Consider the following 14,749-nt stretch of genomic DNA (forward strand, 5'->3'; position numbering starts at 1 on the left):
TCGGCCTTTTTTATGGCTCTAGGGTCAGAGGTTTTTCACTTCCAGGCCTGCGATCTGATGCCAATAACCGTTACATTGGCGGCTTTCAATGTTCATCGGACTTTGTCCGAATTCGTTAGCTCGAAAATGGTTTAACTCTGAAAGGGTCTCGATGCCAAGTGGGCTGAGACGAACGACATCGACCAATCCTCTCATACTTGGCAAATCGTTAATCAGGTTGTAGCAATAGCCTGATTGAGTCTGAATACCATTGAGATTAAACACTTGTTGACCTTCCTGACTGCTGACTTTTATACCTGTTGGGTATTTGATACAGCAAGTTTCACAATCGTCTTTGGCTCTATTTTCAGCACGAGCAGTGAAGCAGCGCGCAGAGTAGGCCAGTGGCAAATAGCCATGGCTGAAAACTTCAACATCGAACTGTCCACGAATCCCTATTTCTTCAGATTGCATCATTGTTTTATCCAACCAGTCGCGGGAAAGCTCAACTGGCATACACCATCGGATCATGCCTTGTTTAACAAATAGTTTCAGCGTATGTGCGTTATAAACATTCACAGCAGGGCCGACGACAAACGGAATCTTCTGTTCAGAAGCCAACTGTATGGCAGAGACATCGTTAGCTTCGATAGCAAATTCGCCATTATCAATGTACTTCTTCATGATATTGACTTCACTAGGCGCTTCAAGCAATGCCATGGTGGATAGCACGACTTGTTTGCCGGATTGGCTGAGCGCTCTTGCAATATCCAGCCAATGTGCAGGTTTCATTTCTCTACGTTTGGAACACACGCTCTCACCTAGATAAATGATGTCGGCGTCGCTCGATGCGGCTTGCAGATAAAACTCTTCAACATCTTGCTTAGGCCAGAAGTAAAGGAGAGGACCAAGGGCGTATTTCATCGTATTTTCCATTCTATACCTTACTGCCACTTACGGTGATAAGCACCGAGGGTTGTCTGAGTACCTTCCGAGACGTTGGCCAGCGTAGCATCCCAAGCTGCTTCAACTTGATAGGTTTCAGGTTTGGCTAAGTAGTGGTCAATGGCGGCACGCCAGGTACGAGTCACCTGTTCTACATAGGCGGGGCTTCGTTGACGGCCTTCGATTTTTACAGAAGCCACATTCGCGGCGAACAAATCAGGCAACATCGAGAGTGTATTGAGGCTGGTGGGCTCTTCCAATGCATGATAAGCCTGAGTGTGCTCGTCCAGCTCTGCCGTGAATCGGCCCTTACACAAAGTGGGGTAGCCAGCATTTTCGCCATCACTGTAGCGATCAATGAGAATTTTATTCAACCGAGATTCCAGTCCTTTGTCTGTCTCCTGCCAACGAACAAACTTTGCCGGTGAGCACGCGCCAACGGTATTGGGAGACTCGCCCGTCATATATGAAGAAAGGTAACAGCGGCCTTCAGACATAATGCATAAGCTGCCGAAGGCGAACACTTCCAAATCGACATCCTGTGGAATATTGCGTGACAGCTGTTTGACCTGATGGATAGACAGTACACGCGGCAGCACCACACGTTTAACATTGAAATTGCGTTTATAGAAGTCTATCGCTGCGACATTGGTTGCAGATGCTTGAACCGACAAATGCAGTTCGAGCTCAGGGTATTTGTTGGCGGCGTAATCCAGTACGGCGATATCAGCAATGATTAATGCATTAATGCCACTTTGAGCGGCGCGATCGACGGCGTCCGTCCAGCGTTCAAATCCATCAGGATGGGCGAAAGTATTCAGCGCGACGTGAATTTTTTTCTTATGGTCGTGAACGTACTGAACCGCTTTGTCCAGTTTCTTGCCAGTGAAGTTAAGACCTGCGAAGTGGCGCGCATTGGTATCGTCTTTGAAGCCGATGTATACAGCGTCAGCACCACAGTCGATGGCTGTTTTAAGAGCAGGTAAGTTACCTGCAGGGCACAAGAGTTCCATGCATCTTCCAATCTGTTTAACAGTCTTTGCAAAAAATTGCTCCGTATTTTATGAAGGAATGTGAATGGCAAGTTTGATTTAAGGCAGGTTTAGGTAAGTTTCTGAGTTAAATACTCATTTACAGTGAGTAGCGTTCAGTTTTTGTGGCGGCGGTGCTGAGCAAATAACTCTTCGACCTCGTGCTTTGGTTGCGGGCGATAGAAATGGAATCCCTGAATCGAATTGCAATTGAGGTTAGAGAGGAGAGTCGCTTGTTGCTGAGTTTCGACGCCTTCGGCAACGACAGTCAGATTAAGTGATTTACCCAGATTAATGATATTTTCGATCACCGTTACCTGTTTCGGTAGCGTATCTATGTCACTGATGAAAGCGCGATCAATCTTAAGCTCATCAATCGGGAAACGGGCCAGATAAGAAAGCGAAGAATAGCCGGTACCAAAGTCGTCAATCGACAAAGCAAAGCCAAGCTTTTTAATGGCGTTAAGCATTTGCAGCGTATGCTCGCTATCGCTCATCACTGCACTTTCGGTCAGTTCGAACGTGATACAGTTGGGATCAAGCTCTGTAGTACGCAGGAGTTTTTCCATGTAATCGATCAGTTTTGGATTGCCAAACTGTTCTGGCGACAGGTTGATTGCGACTCGACCTGGCAAAATACTTTGAAGTTTCCAACGCTTAACGGTACTGAATACTTCTCGCATGACAACTCTACCCAAGTGTTCAATCAAACCTGCTCGCTCAGCTACGGGAATGAAGGCTCCTGGGCTAATGTAACCTTCCACGGGATGTTTCCAGCGGATAAGAGCTTCGGCGCCATTAATGCTGAAATCACGGGCGTTAACCTTAGGCTGGTACCACACTTCCAAGCCATTTTGTTGCAGGGCTTTTTGCAGCTCTATCTCTAGCCATAAACGCATACGCGCTTCTTTGTTCATCTGGTCATTAAACTTAATCAGACGATTCCGGCCACGGTCTTTGGCTTCGTACATCGCGGTGTCTGCGTTTTGCAGCAGAATACGAGCGTCGTTGCCGTCACCTGGATAAGCCACACTGCCAATAGAGCACGCTAAACGTTTGCTGAAATGGTGCAGATCAAAAGGCTGATTAATGAGGGAAATGATGCGTTCAGCAAGCATTTCGGCCATGTGATGATTGTCTGGTTCAGGCATAATCAGACCGAATTCATCGCCTCCTAAATGCCCTACTACTGCGTGCTGTGGCAACAAACGCTTAAGACGTGACGACACTTCTTTTATCACTTTGTCACCGATATGATGGCCTAGAGAATCATTGATGTTTTTAAAATTATCAATATCTAAATAGAGCAACAAAAGTGGTGTTTCATTATGAATGAACTGCTCAAGACGTTTGGTAAAACCAAAACGATTGTAAAGGCCAGTTAAAGAATCAATGTGTGCATCCTCTAAGGGCTTGTTACTTAGATGTTTGGTGGCCTCATCAGCATCTTGAATGAGGACTAACTGAGAACCACTGCCTAGCACCATTGCCTCATCAGCGTGCAGTTGAACACGGCGCTCAAAGCCACACCTTGGCCCTGTCAGACAGGTTAAAGGTGCTTTCGCCAGTGAACTGCTGAGCGATTTACTGAAAACCGTTTTGGTTTTCTCATCGACAAATAAGCGTGAAAGCTCTTCACCCAACAAATCACTGTTATCTTCAAAGCCGAGTAAACGTACCGCCGCAGGGTTGGCTGAAATGATGCAATCGTCTTCTACAATGAGCAAGCCATCTGGTAATAAGGTAGTGAGTGTTGAGAACTTATTTTCCGACTCTTCTAGAGAGCGAACCAGAATATGTTTTTCGGATGTATCGACAGCATGAAAAGCTACGTAGTCAATTTTCTTGTCGATTACGATGGGGGCTAAGCTGAAATGCAGACTGGTTTCGAGCTCAATCTCGTTCAGTGTGATTTCTGCTTCGAGAAATTCTCCGTTAAAGGCTCTCTCATAATAAGGCTTGAGCTGATGATAGAAATGTTCACCTAAGGTTTGCGTATCGCTCATACCGACCAGTTCTCGATTGGATAGACCTGCTATATCGCAATAGCGACCATTAACCATGGCATAGTTATGCTGGCTATCCAAAATGGCGAAAAAAAACGGGCTGTTCGCCGTTATCTTCGTGAACCAATGCTGTAGTTGTTGCGAAAGCATCAAAGGTATTACCGACTCTCCAAAGAGCAATACGAGTCACAGAGTTGTGAATAGAAGCGATACCAATAACTATAACTGTGATTGCCGCTAGATTAAAGGGTTAGCGGTATCAGACTCATTTTTGATACACAACAGGAATCGCTCCATCATCATCCATTATGATGAGTTTCCTATTTACAAAGTAACGGATAACGCTCGTGATTAACAAGATTCGTACTCAGCTAGTTGAAAATGCCGCATCAATTTTGAGATCTCCAGTCCAGTTATTACCAGAATCTGTACAAAAAAAAGCCTTGCTGGATGGGTTGAAGATGGTATTTAAAGAGGCGCTCGAAGACGGTGATTTTGAGTTTCTCCTAGATAAGTGGTTGAAAATAGAGATAAAGGATATGCATCTTAGTTGGTGTTTGAGCTATAAGAAAGACAAGCTGATTGTTGCAAATTCTCAAGTCGAGGAAGATATTACGTTTCGCGGTAATCTCAATGACCTAGTATTAATCGCAGGAAGAAAAGAAGATCCTGATACATTATTCTTTCAGCGCCGCTTGTCTATAGAAGGGGATACAGAGCTGGGGTTAGAGATTAAAAACTTAATGGATAGTATTGATTTCGAGCAGTTGCCGAAACCATTGCAAACTCTATTAAATCAACTAGCCGATTTTGTGCAGAAAGGGTTACAATCGCCTATTGCACAAAGTGAGGTGATTAATGCTAATTCGAACTGAAGCTCCGGCTGATATTCTTGCGGTCGACAGACTACTTAAGTCTGCTTTTGAAACAAAAGCTGAAGCAGCTTTAGTTATGAAGCTAAGAGAAAATGGACGTAGAACCTTATCATTGGTTGCCTGTAATGATGAAGGAGAAGTGGTTGGGCACGTCATGTTCAGTCCGGTTACATTAAATGGTGAAGACTTAAACTGGCAGGGCTTGGCTCCACTCGCTATAAAAGCAGACTACCGCCGACAAGGTCTGGCGGCTGAGCTAGTTAAGGAAGGTCTGGAATCGCTAAAAGAGTTCGGCTACCCGGCTTGTGTGGTACTGGGTGAACCTGAGTATTATTCGCGCTTTGGTTTTGAAGTGAGTGAAAAGTATGGTTTCAACTGTCAATGGGAAGTGCCAACTGGTTCATTCCAAGTTATAGCGCTTGCAGAAGGTGAGTTTACTCATCGAAGTGGTCTAATTGAATACAGCCCAGAGTTTTCAGCGTTTTAGGTAGAGTGCATACGCGAAGGTAGAGAAAAGTAAGACTTTTGTCCTTTTTTTGACCGCTTAGCCTCCAAGTCGTCTTTTTTTGAAAAATTCTACTTGTCAGCGTAATAACGTTTCGCTAGTATTGCTCGGCCTTCGGTAAGGAGGTCGCTAGCCTTGGTCAAAAACATCAAAAATGAGTTTTCGAGCGGCGCTGGCTCAACAATTTGGAACATAGGTGGAAATCATGTTTACAGTTCTACTTGTGATTTACCTGTTGGCAGCGGTTGGTGTAATCGGCCTAGTGCTGATTCAACAAGGTAAAGGCGCAGATATGGGAGCCTCATTCGGTGCTGGCGCATCAAACACAGTGTTTGGCGCAAGCGGCTCAGGTAATTTCCTAACCCGAATGACTGCAATTTTTGCAACAGTATTTTTTATCCTCAGCTTAGTGCTAGGTAACATGTCAACTCATAAAACTGAATCTCAGTGGGTTGACCCGACTCAAGGTCAAGTTATCCAGAAAGCTGACGATGCTGCGAGTGAAGTTCCAGCCCCTACAGGCGACGAAATTCCTCAATAAGCTAAAGATTTAGCTGCCGAGATGGTGAAATTGGTAGACACGCTAGCATGAGGTGCTAGTGCCTTAGGTGTGAGGGTTCGAGTCCCTCTCTCGGCACCATTATTTACAAACTTGTAAAACACCTTGGAGAGCGTATAATGCTCGACAAGTCGGACGCGGGGTGGAGCAGCTTGGTAGCTCGTCGGGCTCATAACCCGAAGGTCGTCGGTTCAAATCCGGCCCCCGCAACCAAATCCCTTTTCTTTTATAGATAGTGGATGTGGACAAGTTTGCGCAGTTGCAATAGCAACTGTGAGTTAAGCAGATTTTGATTGCTTAACACATCAGGGTCCAGCATCAAAAAACCCCGACTTTCGGGGTTTTTTGTTATCTGAATTTCTGTATCTCAGAATTTCAGACATTGCTTGGAATTTAAATTGGGCTCTGAGCCCTTTTTTTGTTTCTGGAGTGGTTTAAATGACTGGTTTAGAAAGACAACTTACTGAAATGCTTGAAGCACCAGTAGCTGCATCAGGTTATGAGTTAGTTGGATTAGAATTTATTCGCGCAGGCGAACATTCAACACTACGTATCTTTATTGATCATGAAAATGGCATCTCTGTAGATGATTGTGCAGAAGTTAGCCGTCAGGTCAGTGCAGTCATGGACGTTGAAGATCCAATCACCGTGGCTTACAACCTAGAAGTGTCTTCTCCAGGTTTAGAAAGACCACTTTTCAAAGCAGCACACTATGAACAATTTATTGGTCACGAGGTAAGCATCGTTTTGAAAATGGCTGTTGGTAACCGTCGTAAGTGGAAAGGTGTTATCCACGCAATCGAGGGTGAAACAGTAACAGTTACTGTGGACGGCAACGCAGAAGAGTTTGCTTTGAGCAACATTTCAAAAGCTAACCTGATCCCTAAATTTTAATTAAGGTCTTAGAGGCTATTTAAAATGAGTAAAGAAATTTTAGCGGTAGCAGAAGCGGTATCAAACGAAAAAGGGGTACCTCGTGAGCGCATCTTTGAAGCCCTAGAGATAGCTCTAGCTACATCTACAAAAAAGAAACACGAAATCGAAATCGATGTACGTGTTGAAATTGACCGTAAAACGGGTGAGTTCGATACTTATCGTCGTTGGTTAGTTGTTGAAGAAGTAGAGAACCCAACAAAAGAAATCTCTCTTGAAGCAGCACAGTTTGATGATGAGACGATTGAACTAGGTGACTACGTAGAAGATGATATCGAATCAGTAACTTTTGACCGTATTACTACGCAAACAGCGAAGCAGGTCATCGTACAGAAAGTTCGTGAAGCTGAACGTGCACAGATCGTTGAGCAGTTCATCGACAATGAAGGTGAGCTAGTTACTGGTGTGGTTAAGAAAGTTAACCGCGAAACTATCGTACTTGACCTAGGTAACAACGCTGAAGCGGTAATTCTACGTGATGACCAGCTTCCTCGTGAAAACCACCGTCCGGGGGACCGCGTTCGTGGTCTCCTGTACCGCGTAGCGCCAGAAGCTCGTGGTTTCCAACTATTCATCACACGGTCTAAGCCAGAAATGCTGGCGGAGCTATTCCGTGTTGAAGTACCGGAAATTGCAGAAGAGATCATTGAACTGAAAGGTGCGGCTCGCGATCCGGGTTCTCGTGCGAAGATTGCAGTGAAGACTAACGACAAGCGCATCGACCCAGTGGGTGCGTGTGTTGGTATGCGTGGAGCACGTGTACAGGCAGTCTCTGGCGAGCTTGGCGGTGAGCGTATTGATATCGTGCTTTGGGACGATAACCCAGCTCAGTTTGTTATCAATGCAATGGCACCAGCAGACGTAGCTTCTATCATCGTTGATGAAGATGCTCACGCAATGGATATCGCTGTTGACCCCGATAACCTAGCACAAGCCATTGGCCGTAGCGGTCAAAACGTACGTCTGGCTTCTCAACTCACCGGTTGGGAACTGAACGTAATGACGGTTGAAGATCTGCAGAAGAAACACGCAGAAGAGTCTCAAGCGTCAATTGAAAACTTCATGAAATACCTAGATATCGAAGAAGATTTCGCTCAGCTGTTAGTTGAAGAAGGCTTCTCTTCTCTTGAAGAGGTGGCTTACGTACCAGTAAACGAACTGCTTGAAGTTGATGGTCTGGACGAAGATCTTGTCGAAGAACTACGTAGTCGTGCAAAAGATGCCCTAACTACACTGGCTCTGGCTCAGGAAGAATCTTTTGAAGGCCTAGAGCCTGCAGAAGACCTGCTTGCTCTAGAAGGTTTAGAACGTGAAATGGCATTTAAACTGGCAGCGAAAGGTGTTGTAACACTGGAAGATTTGGCTGATCAAGGTATTGATGACCTAGAAGGTATCGATGGCCTAACTGAAGAACGTGCGGGTGAATTAATCATGGCAGCTCGTAACATCTGTTGGTTCGGCGAAGACGAATAATATTCAGCAAGGAGAAAGCGGCATGACACAAATTACTGTTAAAGCACTGAGTGAAGAAATTGGTACACCAGTTGACCGCTTATTAGAGCAACTTGCTGATGCTGGTATGACAAAAGCGAGTGCAGATCAGGTAACCGAAGAAGAGAAGCAAAAATTGCTTACTCACCTGAAAAAAGAGCACGGTGATACTTCTGGTGAAGCTGAACCAACTCGTTTAACTCTACAGCGTAAAACTCGCAGCACACTAAGCGTCAATGCTGGTGGCGGCAAGAGTAAGGATGTTCAAGTAGAAGTGCGCAAAAAGCGCACTTATGTGAAGCGCAGCACTATCGAAGACGACGCGAACCGCGAGGCTGAGGAAGCAGCAAAGCGTGAAGCTGAAGAGCTAGCAAAACGTGAAGCTGCAGAGAAAGCACAACGCGAGGCCGAAGAAAAAGCGAAGCGAGAAGCGGACGCAAAACGTGAAGCTGAAGAAAAGGCCAAACGCGTACAAGCTGATAAGGCTAAGAAAGACATGAATGCAACAAAAAGTGCAGAAGTGAACGCGCAAGCGAAAAACGAAGCTGACGAACTGAAACGTCGTCAGGAAGAAGAAGCACAGCGTAAAGCTGAACAAGAAGCAGCTAAGCTGGTTGAAGAAGCTCGTAAGCTTGCTGAAGAAAATGAAGCTCGCTGGAATGAAGCGGAACAGAAGAAGAAAGAGTTGGAAAACTCTGACTATCACGTAACAACTTCATCATACGCTCGCGAAGCAGAAGATGCTGCGGATCGCAAAGAAGAAGGTGGTCGTCGTAAGAAGAAGAAGAAAGCTTCTGGCAACGATGATCAAAACCGTGGTGGCCGTAACCAGCGCGGCGCTAAAGGTCGCAACAAAGGTAAATTGGCGAAGCCTGCTTCAATGCAGCAAGGTTTCGATAAGACAGCTACTGTTGCGAAAGCTGACGTTGTTGTCGGTGAAACCATCGTTGTATCAGAACTGGCTAACAAGATGTCTGTAAAAGGGACAGAAGTTATCAAAGTAATGATGAAGATGGGGGCAATGGCGACGATCAACCAGGTTATCGACCAAGAAACAGCACAACTTGTAGCTGAAGAAATGGGTCACAAGGTAATTCTGCGTAAAGAGAACGAGCTAGAAGAAGCAGTACTGTCAGATCGTGACAGCAATGCGGAAGCGGTACCTCGTGCTCCAGTTGTTACCATCATGGGTCACGTTGACCATGGTAAGACATCGACACTTGACTACATCCGTAAAGCGCACGTTGCGTCAGGCGAAGCCGGTGGTATCACACAGCACATCGGTGCATACCACGTTGAAACTGAAAACGGCATGATCACCTTCCTAGATACTCCTGGACACGCGGCGTTTACTGCAATGCGTGCTCGTGGTGCTCAGGCAACAGATATCGTTGTTCTTGTTGTAGCAGCAGACGATGGCGTAATGCCACAGACAATCGAAGCAATCCAGCACGCGAAAGCGGCGGGTGTACCTCTGATTGTTGCAGTGAACAAGATCGATAAAGAAGACGCGAACCCAGACAACGTTAAGAATGAGCTGGCTCAATACGATGTTATTCCTGAGGAGTGGGGCGGTGAGAACATGTTTGTTCACATCTCTGCGAAACAGGGTACAAACATTGAAGGTCTGCTAGAAACTATCCTTCTACAATCTGAAGTTCTTGAGCTGACAGCGGTAGAAGAAGGCATGGCGTCTGGTGTGGTTGTTGAATCTCGCCTAGATAAAGGTCGCGGCCCTGTTGCCACTGTACTGGTTCAGTCTGGTACTCTAAACAAAGGTGATATCCTTCTTTGTGGTCAAGAGTACGGCCGTGTTCGTGCAATGCGTGACGAGAATGGTCAAGAGATCTTCACTGCGGGTCCTTCTATCCCAGTAGAAATCATTGGTCTGTCTGGTGTGCCTGCATCTGGTGATGAAGCGACGGTTGTTCGTGATGAGCGTAAAGCACGTGAAGTTGCCAACTACCGTCAAGGTAAATTCCGTGATGTTAAACTAGCACGTCAACAAAAAGCGAAACTAGAGAACATGTTCTCTAACATGGCAGCTGGTGAAGTGGCTGAGCTTAATGTGGTACTTAAAGCAGACGTTCAAGGTTCTGTGGAAGCTATCGCAGACTCGCTACGTAAACTTTCTACTGAAGAAGTGAAAGTGAACATCGTGGGTTCTGGTGTTGGTGGTATTACAGAAACCGATGCTGTTCTAGCGGCCGCATCTAACGCTATCATCCTAGGTTTCAACGTTCGTGCTGATGCAACTGCGCGTCGTGCAGTTGAAGCTGAAAACCTAGATCTACGTTACTACTCAATCATTTACCAATTGATTGATGAAGTAAAACAAGCAATGGGCGGTATGCTTGCTCCAGAGTTCAAGCAAGAAATTATCGGCCTTGCAGAAGTGCGTGATGTATTTAAGTCACCAAAACTTGGCGCTATTGCGGGTTGTATGGTTACTGAAGGTACTATTAAGCGCAGTAACCCAATTCGTGTACTACGTGAGAACGTGGTTATCTACGAAGGTGAACTAGAGTCACTCCGTCGCTTTAAAGATGACGTACAAGAAGTTAAGAACGGCTACGAATGTGGTATCGGCGTTAAGAACTACAATGATGTTCGCGTTGGTGACCAAATCGAGGTCTTCGAAATCGTTGAAGTAAAACGAACTCTAGACTAATTGACTAAAATTACAGGCTTACTTATTGATAGTTAAGTAGTAATTGGTTGTTGAATACGCCATGGGGGGCTGGAATTTATCCATCCCCCATTCTTTCTAATAAGAGAAAAAATATGTCAAAAGAATTTAGCCGAACGCAGCGTGTTGCTCAGCAGCTGCAAAAAGAACTCGCAATGATCCTTCAGCGTGAAGTTCGTGACTCCCGCTTAGGTATGGTGACCATTTCTGATGTAGAAGTGTCACGTGACCTAGCATACGCAAAAGTGTTTGTAACTTTCCTTTGTGTTGGTGAGCAAACACCTGAATCTTGCCTAGAAGCATTACGCGAACACGAAGTGCATATCCGTATGATGCTAGGTAAGCGCATTCGATTGCGCCTTACCCCAGAAATTCGTTTTCATTACGATAGTACTTTGGTTGATGGTATGCGTATGTCTAACCTCGTCAGTGAAGTCATCAATGAAGACAAGCGCAAACAGCAAGACGCTGGCCGTGAAGACGAAAATTCGGAAGAAGGTAAGGCATAATGGCTCGCCGTCGTAAAGGTCGTCCAATTAATGGGGTTGTCCTCCTAGACAAGCCAACAGGCATTTCATCTAATGATGCGCTGCAGAAAGTAAAACGCATTTACTTTGCTGAGAAAGCAGGTCATACCGGTGCTCTGGATCCCTAGCGACAGGTATGCTGCCAATTTGTCTTGGTGAAGCAACCAAGTTTTCTCAGTTCTTGTTGGATTCTGATAAGCGCTACCGAGTGATCGCCAAGTTAGGTGAGCGTACGGATACTTCGGATTCTGATGGTGAAGTGGTTGAGACTCGTCCAGTGGATGTGTCTCTAGAGAAGCTAGAAGCATCTATCGATAAGTTCCGTGGTGAGTCTGACCAAGTACCTTCAATGTTTTCGGCGTTGAAATATCAAGGTAAGCCTTTATACGAATATGCTCGTAAAGGCATTGAAGTACCGCGTGAATCACGCAAAATTACGGTTTATGAAATCGTACTGCATCGTTTTGAAGGTGATGAAGTCGAGATGGAAGTCCACTGTTCAAAAGGGACTTACATCCGTACCATCGTCGATGACTTGGGTGAAATGCTTGGTTGTGGTGCTCACGTGACTATGCTTCGTCGTACTGGTGTTGCCAAATACCCGTATGAGAAAATGGTGACGTTAGAGCAGCTCAATGACCTCTTAGAACAAGCACAACGTGATGAAATTGCACCTAAAGAGTTACTCGATCCTTTGCTTCTACCAATGGATACTGCAGTAGAAGATCTACCAGAAGTAAACCTCAATGCTGAATTAACCAATTTGGTTCAGCACGGTATGCCAGTGCAAGTATTCGGCGCACCAGAAGGCACACCGCTGCGTATGACTTCCGGTGAAGAGAAGTTGTTCATTGGTGTTGCTGAAGTCAATGATGATGGTAAGGTGGCACCAAAGCGCCTAGTTGTCTTCCGTGAAGAAGCCGAGTAGCAGACTCGCACCACTGAATATATAAAACCGAAGCAAAATGCTTCGGTTTTTTGTACCAGTAATGACTACGCATAGTTGCTGCAATAGCAACAAAGGTCATTTCCCTCAGCTAGCTTTGTGAGGGTTCATATTTTGAAAGCCTCAGAAAAGAATCGGGATCTTGTGTAAGCAGCTATTTAATTAGCTTAGCTTCAGTAAGGGCTACTCTAAGAGCATCAGCGCGTTTACGGTTAACCCCAAAATCAGAGTGACCGGTGCGAGATTCAGAGCGAACAATCAGACTGTTCCCTTCTATTCTTAATTCCAAATCATCGACGAAACGCATGATCTTACTGGTAAATTCTACTCGTAAATAATCAGCGCTTTTTTTCGCAGTTTTGGTTCTTGGCTCTTTTAGTACCACAGCTTCGATCTGATCTAAGGTCACGCCGTCATTGAGTTCAAACGGTGCGAGGTTATGCTCTGGTCGAGTATCTTGTGTTGAAACGCAGTTAGGCTTGTCACCACAAGGGGAAGCTGTGCGATCTGACATATCTTGTACTCCTTGGCTACAAGCGGTTAAACCCAATAGGGTGATTAAAAGGAGAGCGGCGTTCTTCATTTTAAATACCTTGTCTTGTTTTTATACCAATCACACCAATTATCTGCTCATTCTTGCTTGTTAAAATCGCTGATAACTGCGTTAAAGATTTTGTAGGCAGAACAACTAGCTAGCTGCAATCTTTGCCTTGTTCTAAGCGATTTTCCCTACACAATTTCTGAGCATCTAATTAATGCGATGTATATTATCGAATTCAATTATATGTTTTAAATGAAAAAAGGATCCAATTAGTGGATCCTTTTGTGAGTTGAGGTAGGACTATAACTCAAGGTAATCAAGTATACCTTCAGCAGCTTTGCGGCCTTCATCAATCGCAGTGACGACAAGATCAGATCCGCGAACGGCATCCCCTCCGGCAAAGATTTTTTTGTTGCTTGTCTGGAACATAAACTCTTGGTCTGAAGGTGCTTTGATGCGTCCCCATTGATCGAGTTCAACATCATACGGTGTCAACCATTCCATTTTATGTGGCTGGAAGCCAAATGCCATGATCACTGCATCTGCTGGCAATATGTGTTCACTGCCTGCCACAGGCTCTGGACGGCGACGCCCTGCTTCATCGGGCTCTCCAAGCGCGGTTTTAACCACTTTCACCCCCGAAACTTTGCCAAAGGCATCCACTTCGACACCTAAAGGTTGAAGGTTAAACTTAAAATCCACGCCTTCTTCTTTAGCATTTTTTACTTCTCGACGAGAACCTGGCATGTTGGCTTCATCACGTCGATAGGCACAAATGACGTTAGAGGCCCCTTGTCTAATGGATGTGCGAACACAGTCCATCGCGGTATCACCGCCCCCGAGTACGACGACTTTCTTACCCGTCATATCAATGAAGGGTTGCTCAGCTTCCAAGCCCATGACTTTGTATGTGTTGGAAATCAAAAACGGCAGTGCATCATAGACACCCGGCGCTTCTTCATTTTCTAGGCCGGCACGCATGTTTTTATAGGTACCAACCCCTAGAAACACGGCATCGTATTCTTCAATCAGTTGCTGCATCTGAACATCTTTACCTACCTCAACGTTGAGCTGGAATTCCACGCCCATTTCAGTAAAGACTCGACGTCGGTTTTCCATGACGCCTTTTTCCAGTTTGAATGATGGGATACCAAAAGTGAGTAGGCCACCGATTTCTGGGTAGCGATCGAACACAACAGGTTTGACTCCATTGCGCACTAAAATATCTGCAGCAGCAAGTCCTGCTGGGCCTGCGCCAATAATAGCGACCTTCTTATCTGTCCATTCCACCTTGGACATATCTGGTTTCCAACCCATTTCGAAGGCTTTATCTGTGATATATTTTTCAATATTACCTATGGTTACGGCGCCAAAGTCATCATTCAGGGTACAAGAACCTTCGCATAATCGGTCTTGTGGACAAACTCGCCCACACACTTCTGGTAAGCTATTAGTTTGGTGAGAAAGCTCAACGGCTTCCAAGATTCGCCCCTCATTCGCAAGTTTTAGCCATTGCGGAATGTAGTTATGTACAGGGCATTTCCACTCGCAGTATGGGTTACCGCAGTCAAGACAGCGATCAGCTTGAGCAGTGGCTTGTTGCTTGGTAAAGGGTTCATAAATTTCGACGAATTCAATCTTGCGAACTTTAATCGGTTTCTTCGCAGGATCGACGCGTTGTACATCAATAAATTGGTATACGTTCTGGCTCATGATTCAAAC

At 45.3% G+C, this 14,749-nt stretch carries 12 protein-coding genes, 2 tRNA genes and 1 pseudogene; 10 read left to right on the top strand and 5 right to left on the bottom strand.

From position 1 onward, the window contains the following. Positions 1–24: 24 nt before the first annotated feature. The 3 genes from KW548_04715 to KW548_04725 form a co-directional block, all read right to left on the bottom strand. Positions 25–903: a U32 family peptidase gene (locus KW548_04715; GenBank protein ID QXX07979.1), complete on the bottom strand. Its 879-nt coding sequence runs from the start codon at positions 901–903 to the stop codon at positions 25–27. Positions 904–923: 20 nt separating this feature from the next. After that, positions 924–1,937: a U32 family peptidase gene (locus KW548_04720; GenBank protein QXX07336.1), complete on the bottom strand. Its 1,014-nt coding sequence runs from the start codon at positions 1,935–1,937 to the stop codon at positions 924–926. 134 nt (positions 1,938–2,071) lie between these two features. Then, complete coding sequence (locus KW548_04725; GenBank protein ID QXX07980.1) at positions 2,072–4,120, bottom strand: EAL domain-containing protein; 2,049 nt, start codon at positions 4,118–4,120, stop codon at positions 2,072–2,074. 188 nt (positions 4,121–4,308) lie between these two features. Between KW548_04725 and KW548_04730 the strand changes: the two genes are divergently transcribed. The 10 genes and pseudogenes from KW548_04730 to truB all read left to right on the top strand — a co-directional run bounded on the left by KW548_04730 (position 4,309) and on the right by truB (position 12,468). After that, positions 4,309–4,836 carry an SCP2 domain-containing protein gene (locus KW548_04730; GenBank protein QXX07337.1) on the top strand — a complete coding sequence of 176 codons (528 nt, stop codon included), beginning with the start codon at positions 4,309–4,311 and terminating at the stop codon, positions 4,834–4,836. Beyond that, positions 4,820–5,323: an N-acetyltransferase gene (locus KW548_04735; protein ID QXX07338.1), complete on the top strand. Its 504-nt coding sequence runs from the start codon at positions 4,820–4,822 to the stop codon at positions 5,321–5,323. Before KW548_04730 ends, KW548_04735 begins: the two co-directional genes overlap by 17 nt. Before the next feature lie 223 nt (positions 5,324–5,546). Beyond that, entirely contained in the window at positions 5,547–5,882 is a 336-nt protein-coding gene (gene secG, locus KW548_04740; GenBank protein QXX07339.1) for a preprotein translocase subunit SecG, read from the top strand. Between the two features lie 15 nt (positions 5,883–5,897). Further along, positions 5,898–5,981 (top strand) — tRNA-Leu (locus tag KW548_04745). Between the two features lie 55 nt (positions 5,982–6,036). Then, a tRNA-Met gene (locus KW548_04750) sits at positions 6,037–6,113 on the top strand. A gap of 225 nt (positions 6,114–6,338) precedes the next feature. Then, positions 6,339–6,794, top strand: a complete 456-nt coding sequence (rimP, locus tag KW548_04755) for a ribosome maturation factor RimP (protein QXX07340.1) — start codon at positions 6,339–6,341, stop codon at positions 6,792–6,794. Between the two features lie 24 nt (positions 6,795–6,818). Beyond that, the gene (gene nusA / locus KW548_04760) at positions 6,819–8,306 is read left to right on the top strand and encodes a transcription termination factor NusA (protein QXX07341.1); all 1,488 of its coding nucleotides are present in this window, start codon (positions 6,819–6,821) and stop codon (positions 8,304–8,306) included. 22 nt (positions 8,307–8,328) lie between these two features. Then, positions 8,329–10,995 carry a translation initiation factor IF-2 gene (infB, locus tag KW548_04765; GenBank protein ID QXX07342.1) on the top strand — a complete coding sequence of 889 codons (2,667 nt, stop codon included), beginning with the start codon at positions 8,329–8,331 and terminating at the stop codon, positions 10,993–10,995. Positions 10,996–11,108: 113 nt separating this feature from the next. Beyond that, on the top strand, positions 11,109–11,522 hold the full coding sequence (gene rbfA / locus KW548_04770) for a 30S ribosome-binding factor RbfA (GenBank protein ID QXX07343.1): 414 nt from the start codon (positions 11,109–11,111) through the stop codon (positions 11,520–11,522). After that, positions 11,522–12,468 (top strand): annotated as a pseudogene (truB, locus tag KW548_04775) (tRNA pseudouridine(55) synthase TruB). The gene rbfA and the pseudogene truB overlap by 1 nt, the downstream one beginning before the upstream one ends. Before the next feature lie 172 nt (positions 12,469–12,640). Here truB and KW548_04780 read toward each other — a convergent pair. Together KW548_04780 and KW548_04785 are read right to left on the bottom strand one after the other, a co-directional pair. Then, a complete protein-coding gene (locus tag KW548_04780; GenBank protein ID QXX07344.1) occupies positions 12,641–13,069 on the bottom strand; it encodes a DUF1499 domain-containing protein in 429 nt (142 codons plus the stop codon). Positions 13,070–13,327: 258 nt separating this feature from the next. Continuing rightward, positions 13,328–14,740, bottom strand: a complete 1,413-nt coding sequence (locus KW548_04785) for an FAD-dependent oxidoreductase (GenBank protein ID QXX07345.1) — start codon at positions 14,738–14,740, stop codon at positions 13,328–13,330. Between the last annotated feature and the right edge of the window lie 9 nt (positions 14,741–14,749).

This window comes from Vibrio neptunius (genome assembly GCA_019339365.1).
GTDB lineage: Bacteria > Pseudomonadota > Gammaproteobacteria > Enterobacterales > Vibrionaceae > Vibrio > Vibrio neptunius.

Excerpts from the sequence above, each read along its gene's own strand:
- rimP (QXX07340.1), top strand. The coding sequence starts at position 6,339 with ATGACTGGTTTAGAAAGACAACTTACTGAAATGCTTGAAGCACCAGTA.
- KW548_04735 (QXX07338.1), top strand. The coding sequence starts at position 4,820 with ATGCTAATTCGAACTGAAGCTCCGGCTGATATTCTTGCGGTCGACAGA.
- KW548_04785 (QXX07345.1), bottom strand. The coding sequence starts at position 14,740 with ATGAGCCAGAACGTATACCAATTTATTGATGTACAACGCGTCGATCCT.
- nusA (QXX07341.1), top strand. The coding sequence starts at position 6,819 with ATGAGTAAAGAAATTTTAGCGGTAGCAGAAGCGGTATCAAACGAAAAA.
- infB (QXX07342.1), top strand. The coding sequence starts at position 8,329 with ATGACACAAATTACTGTTAAAGCACTGAGTGAAGAAATTGGTACACCA.
- rbfA (QXX07343.1), top strand. The coding sequence starts at position 11,109 with ATGTCAAAAGAATTTAGCCGAACGCAGCGTGTTGCTCAGCAGCTGCAA.
- KW548_04780 (QXX07344.1), bottom strand. The coding sequence starts at position 13,069 with ATGAAGAACGCCGCTCTCCTTTTAATCACCCTATTGGGTTTAACCGCT.
- secG (QXX07339.1), top strand. The coding sequence starts at position 5,547 with ATGTTTACAGTTCTACTTGTGATTTACCTGTTGGCAGCGGTTGGTGTA.
- KW548_04720 (QXX07336.1), bottom strand. The coding sequence starts at position 1,937 with ATGGAACTCTTGTGCCCTGCAGGTAACTTACCTGCTCTTAAAACAGCC.
- KW548_04715 (QXX07979.1), bottom strand. The coding sequence starts at position 903 with ATGAAATACGCCCTTGGTCCTCTCCTTTACTTCTGGCCTAAGCAAGAT.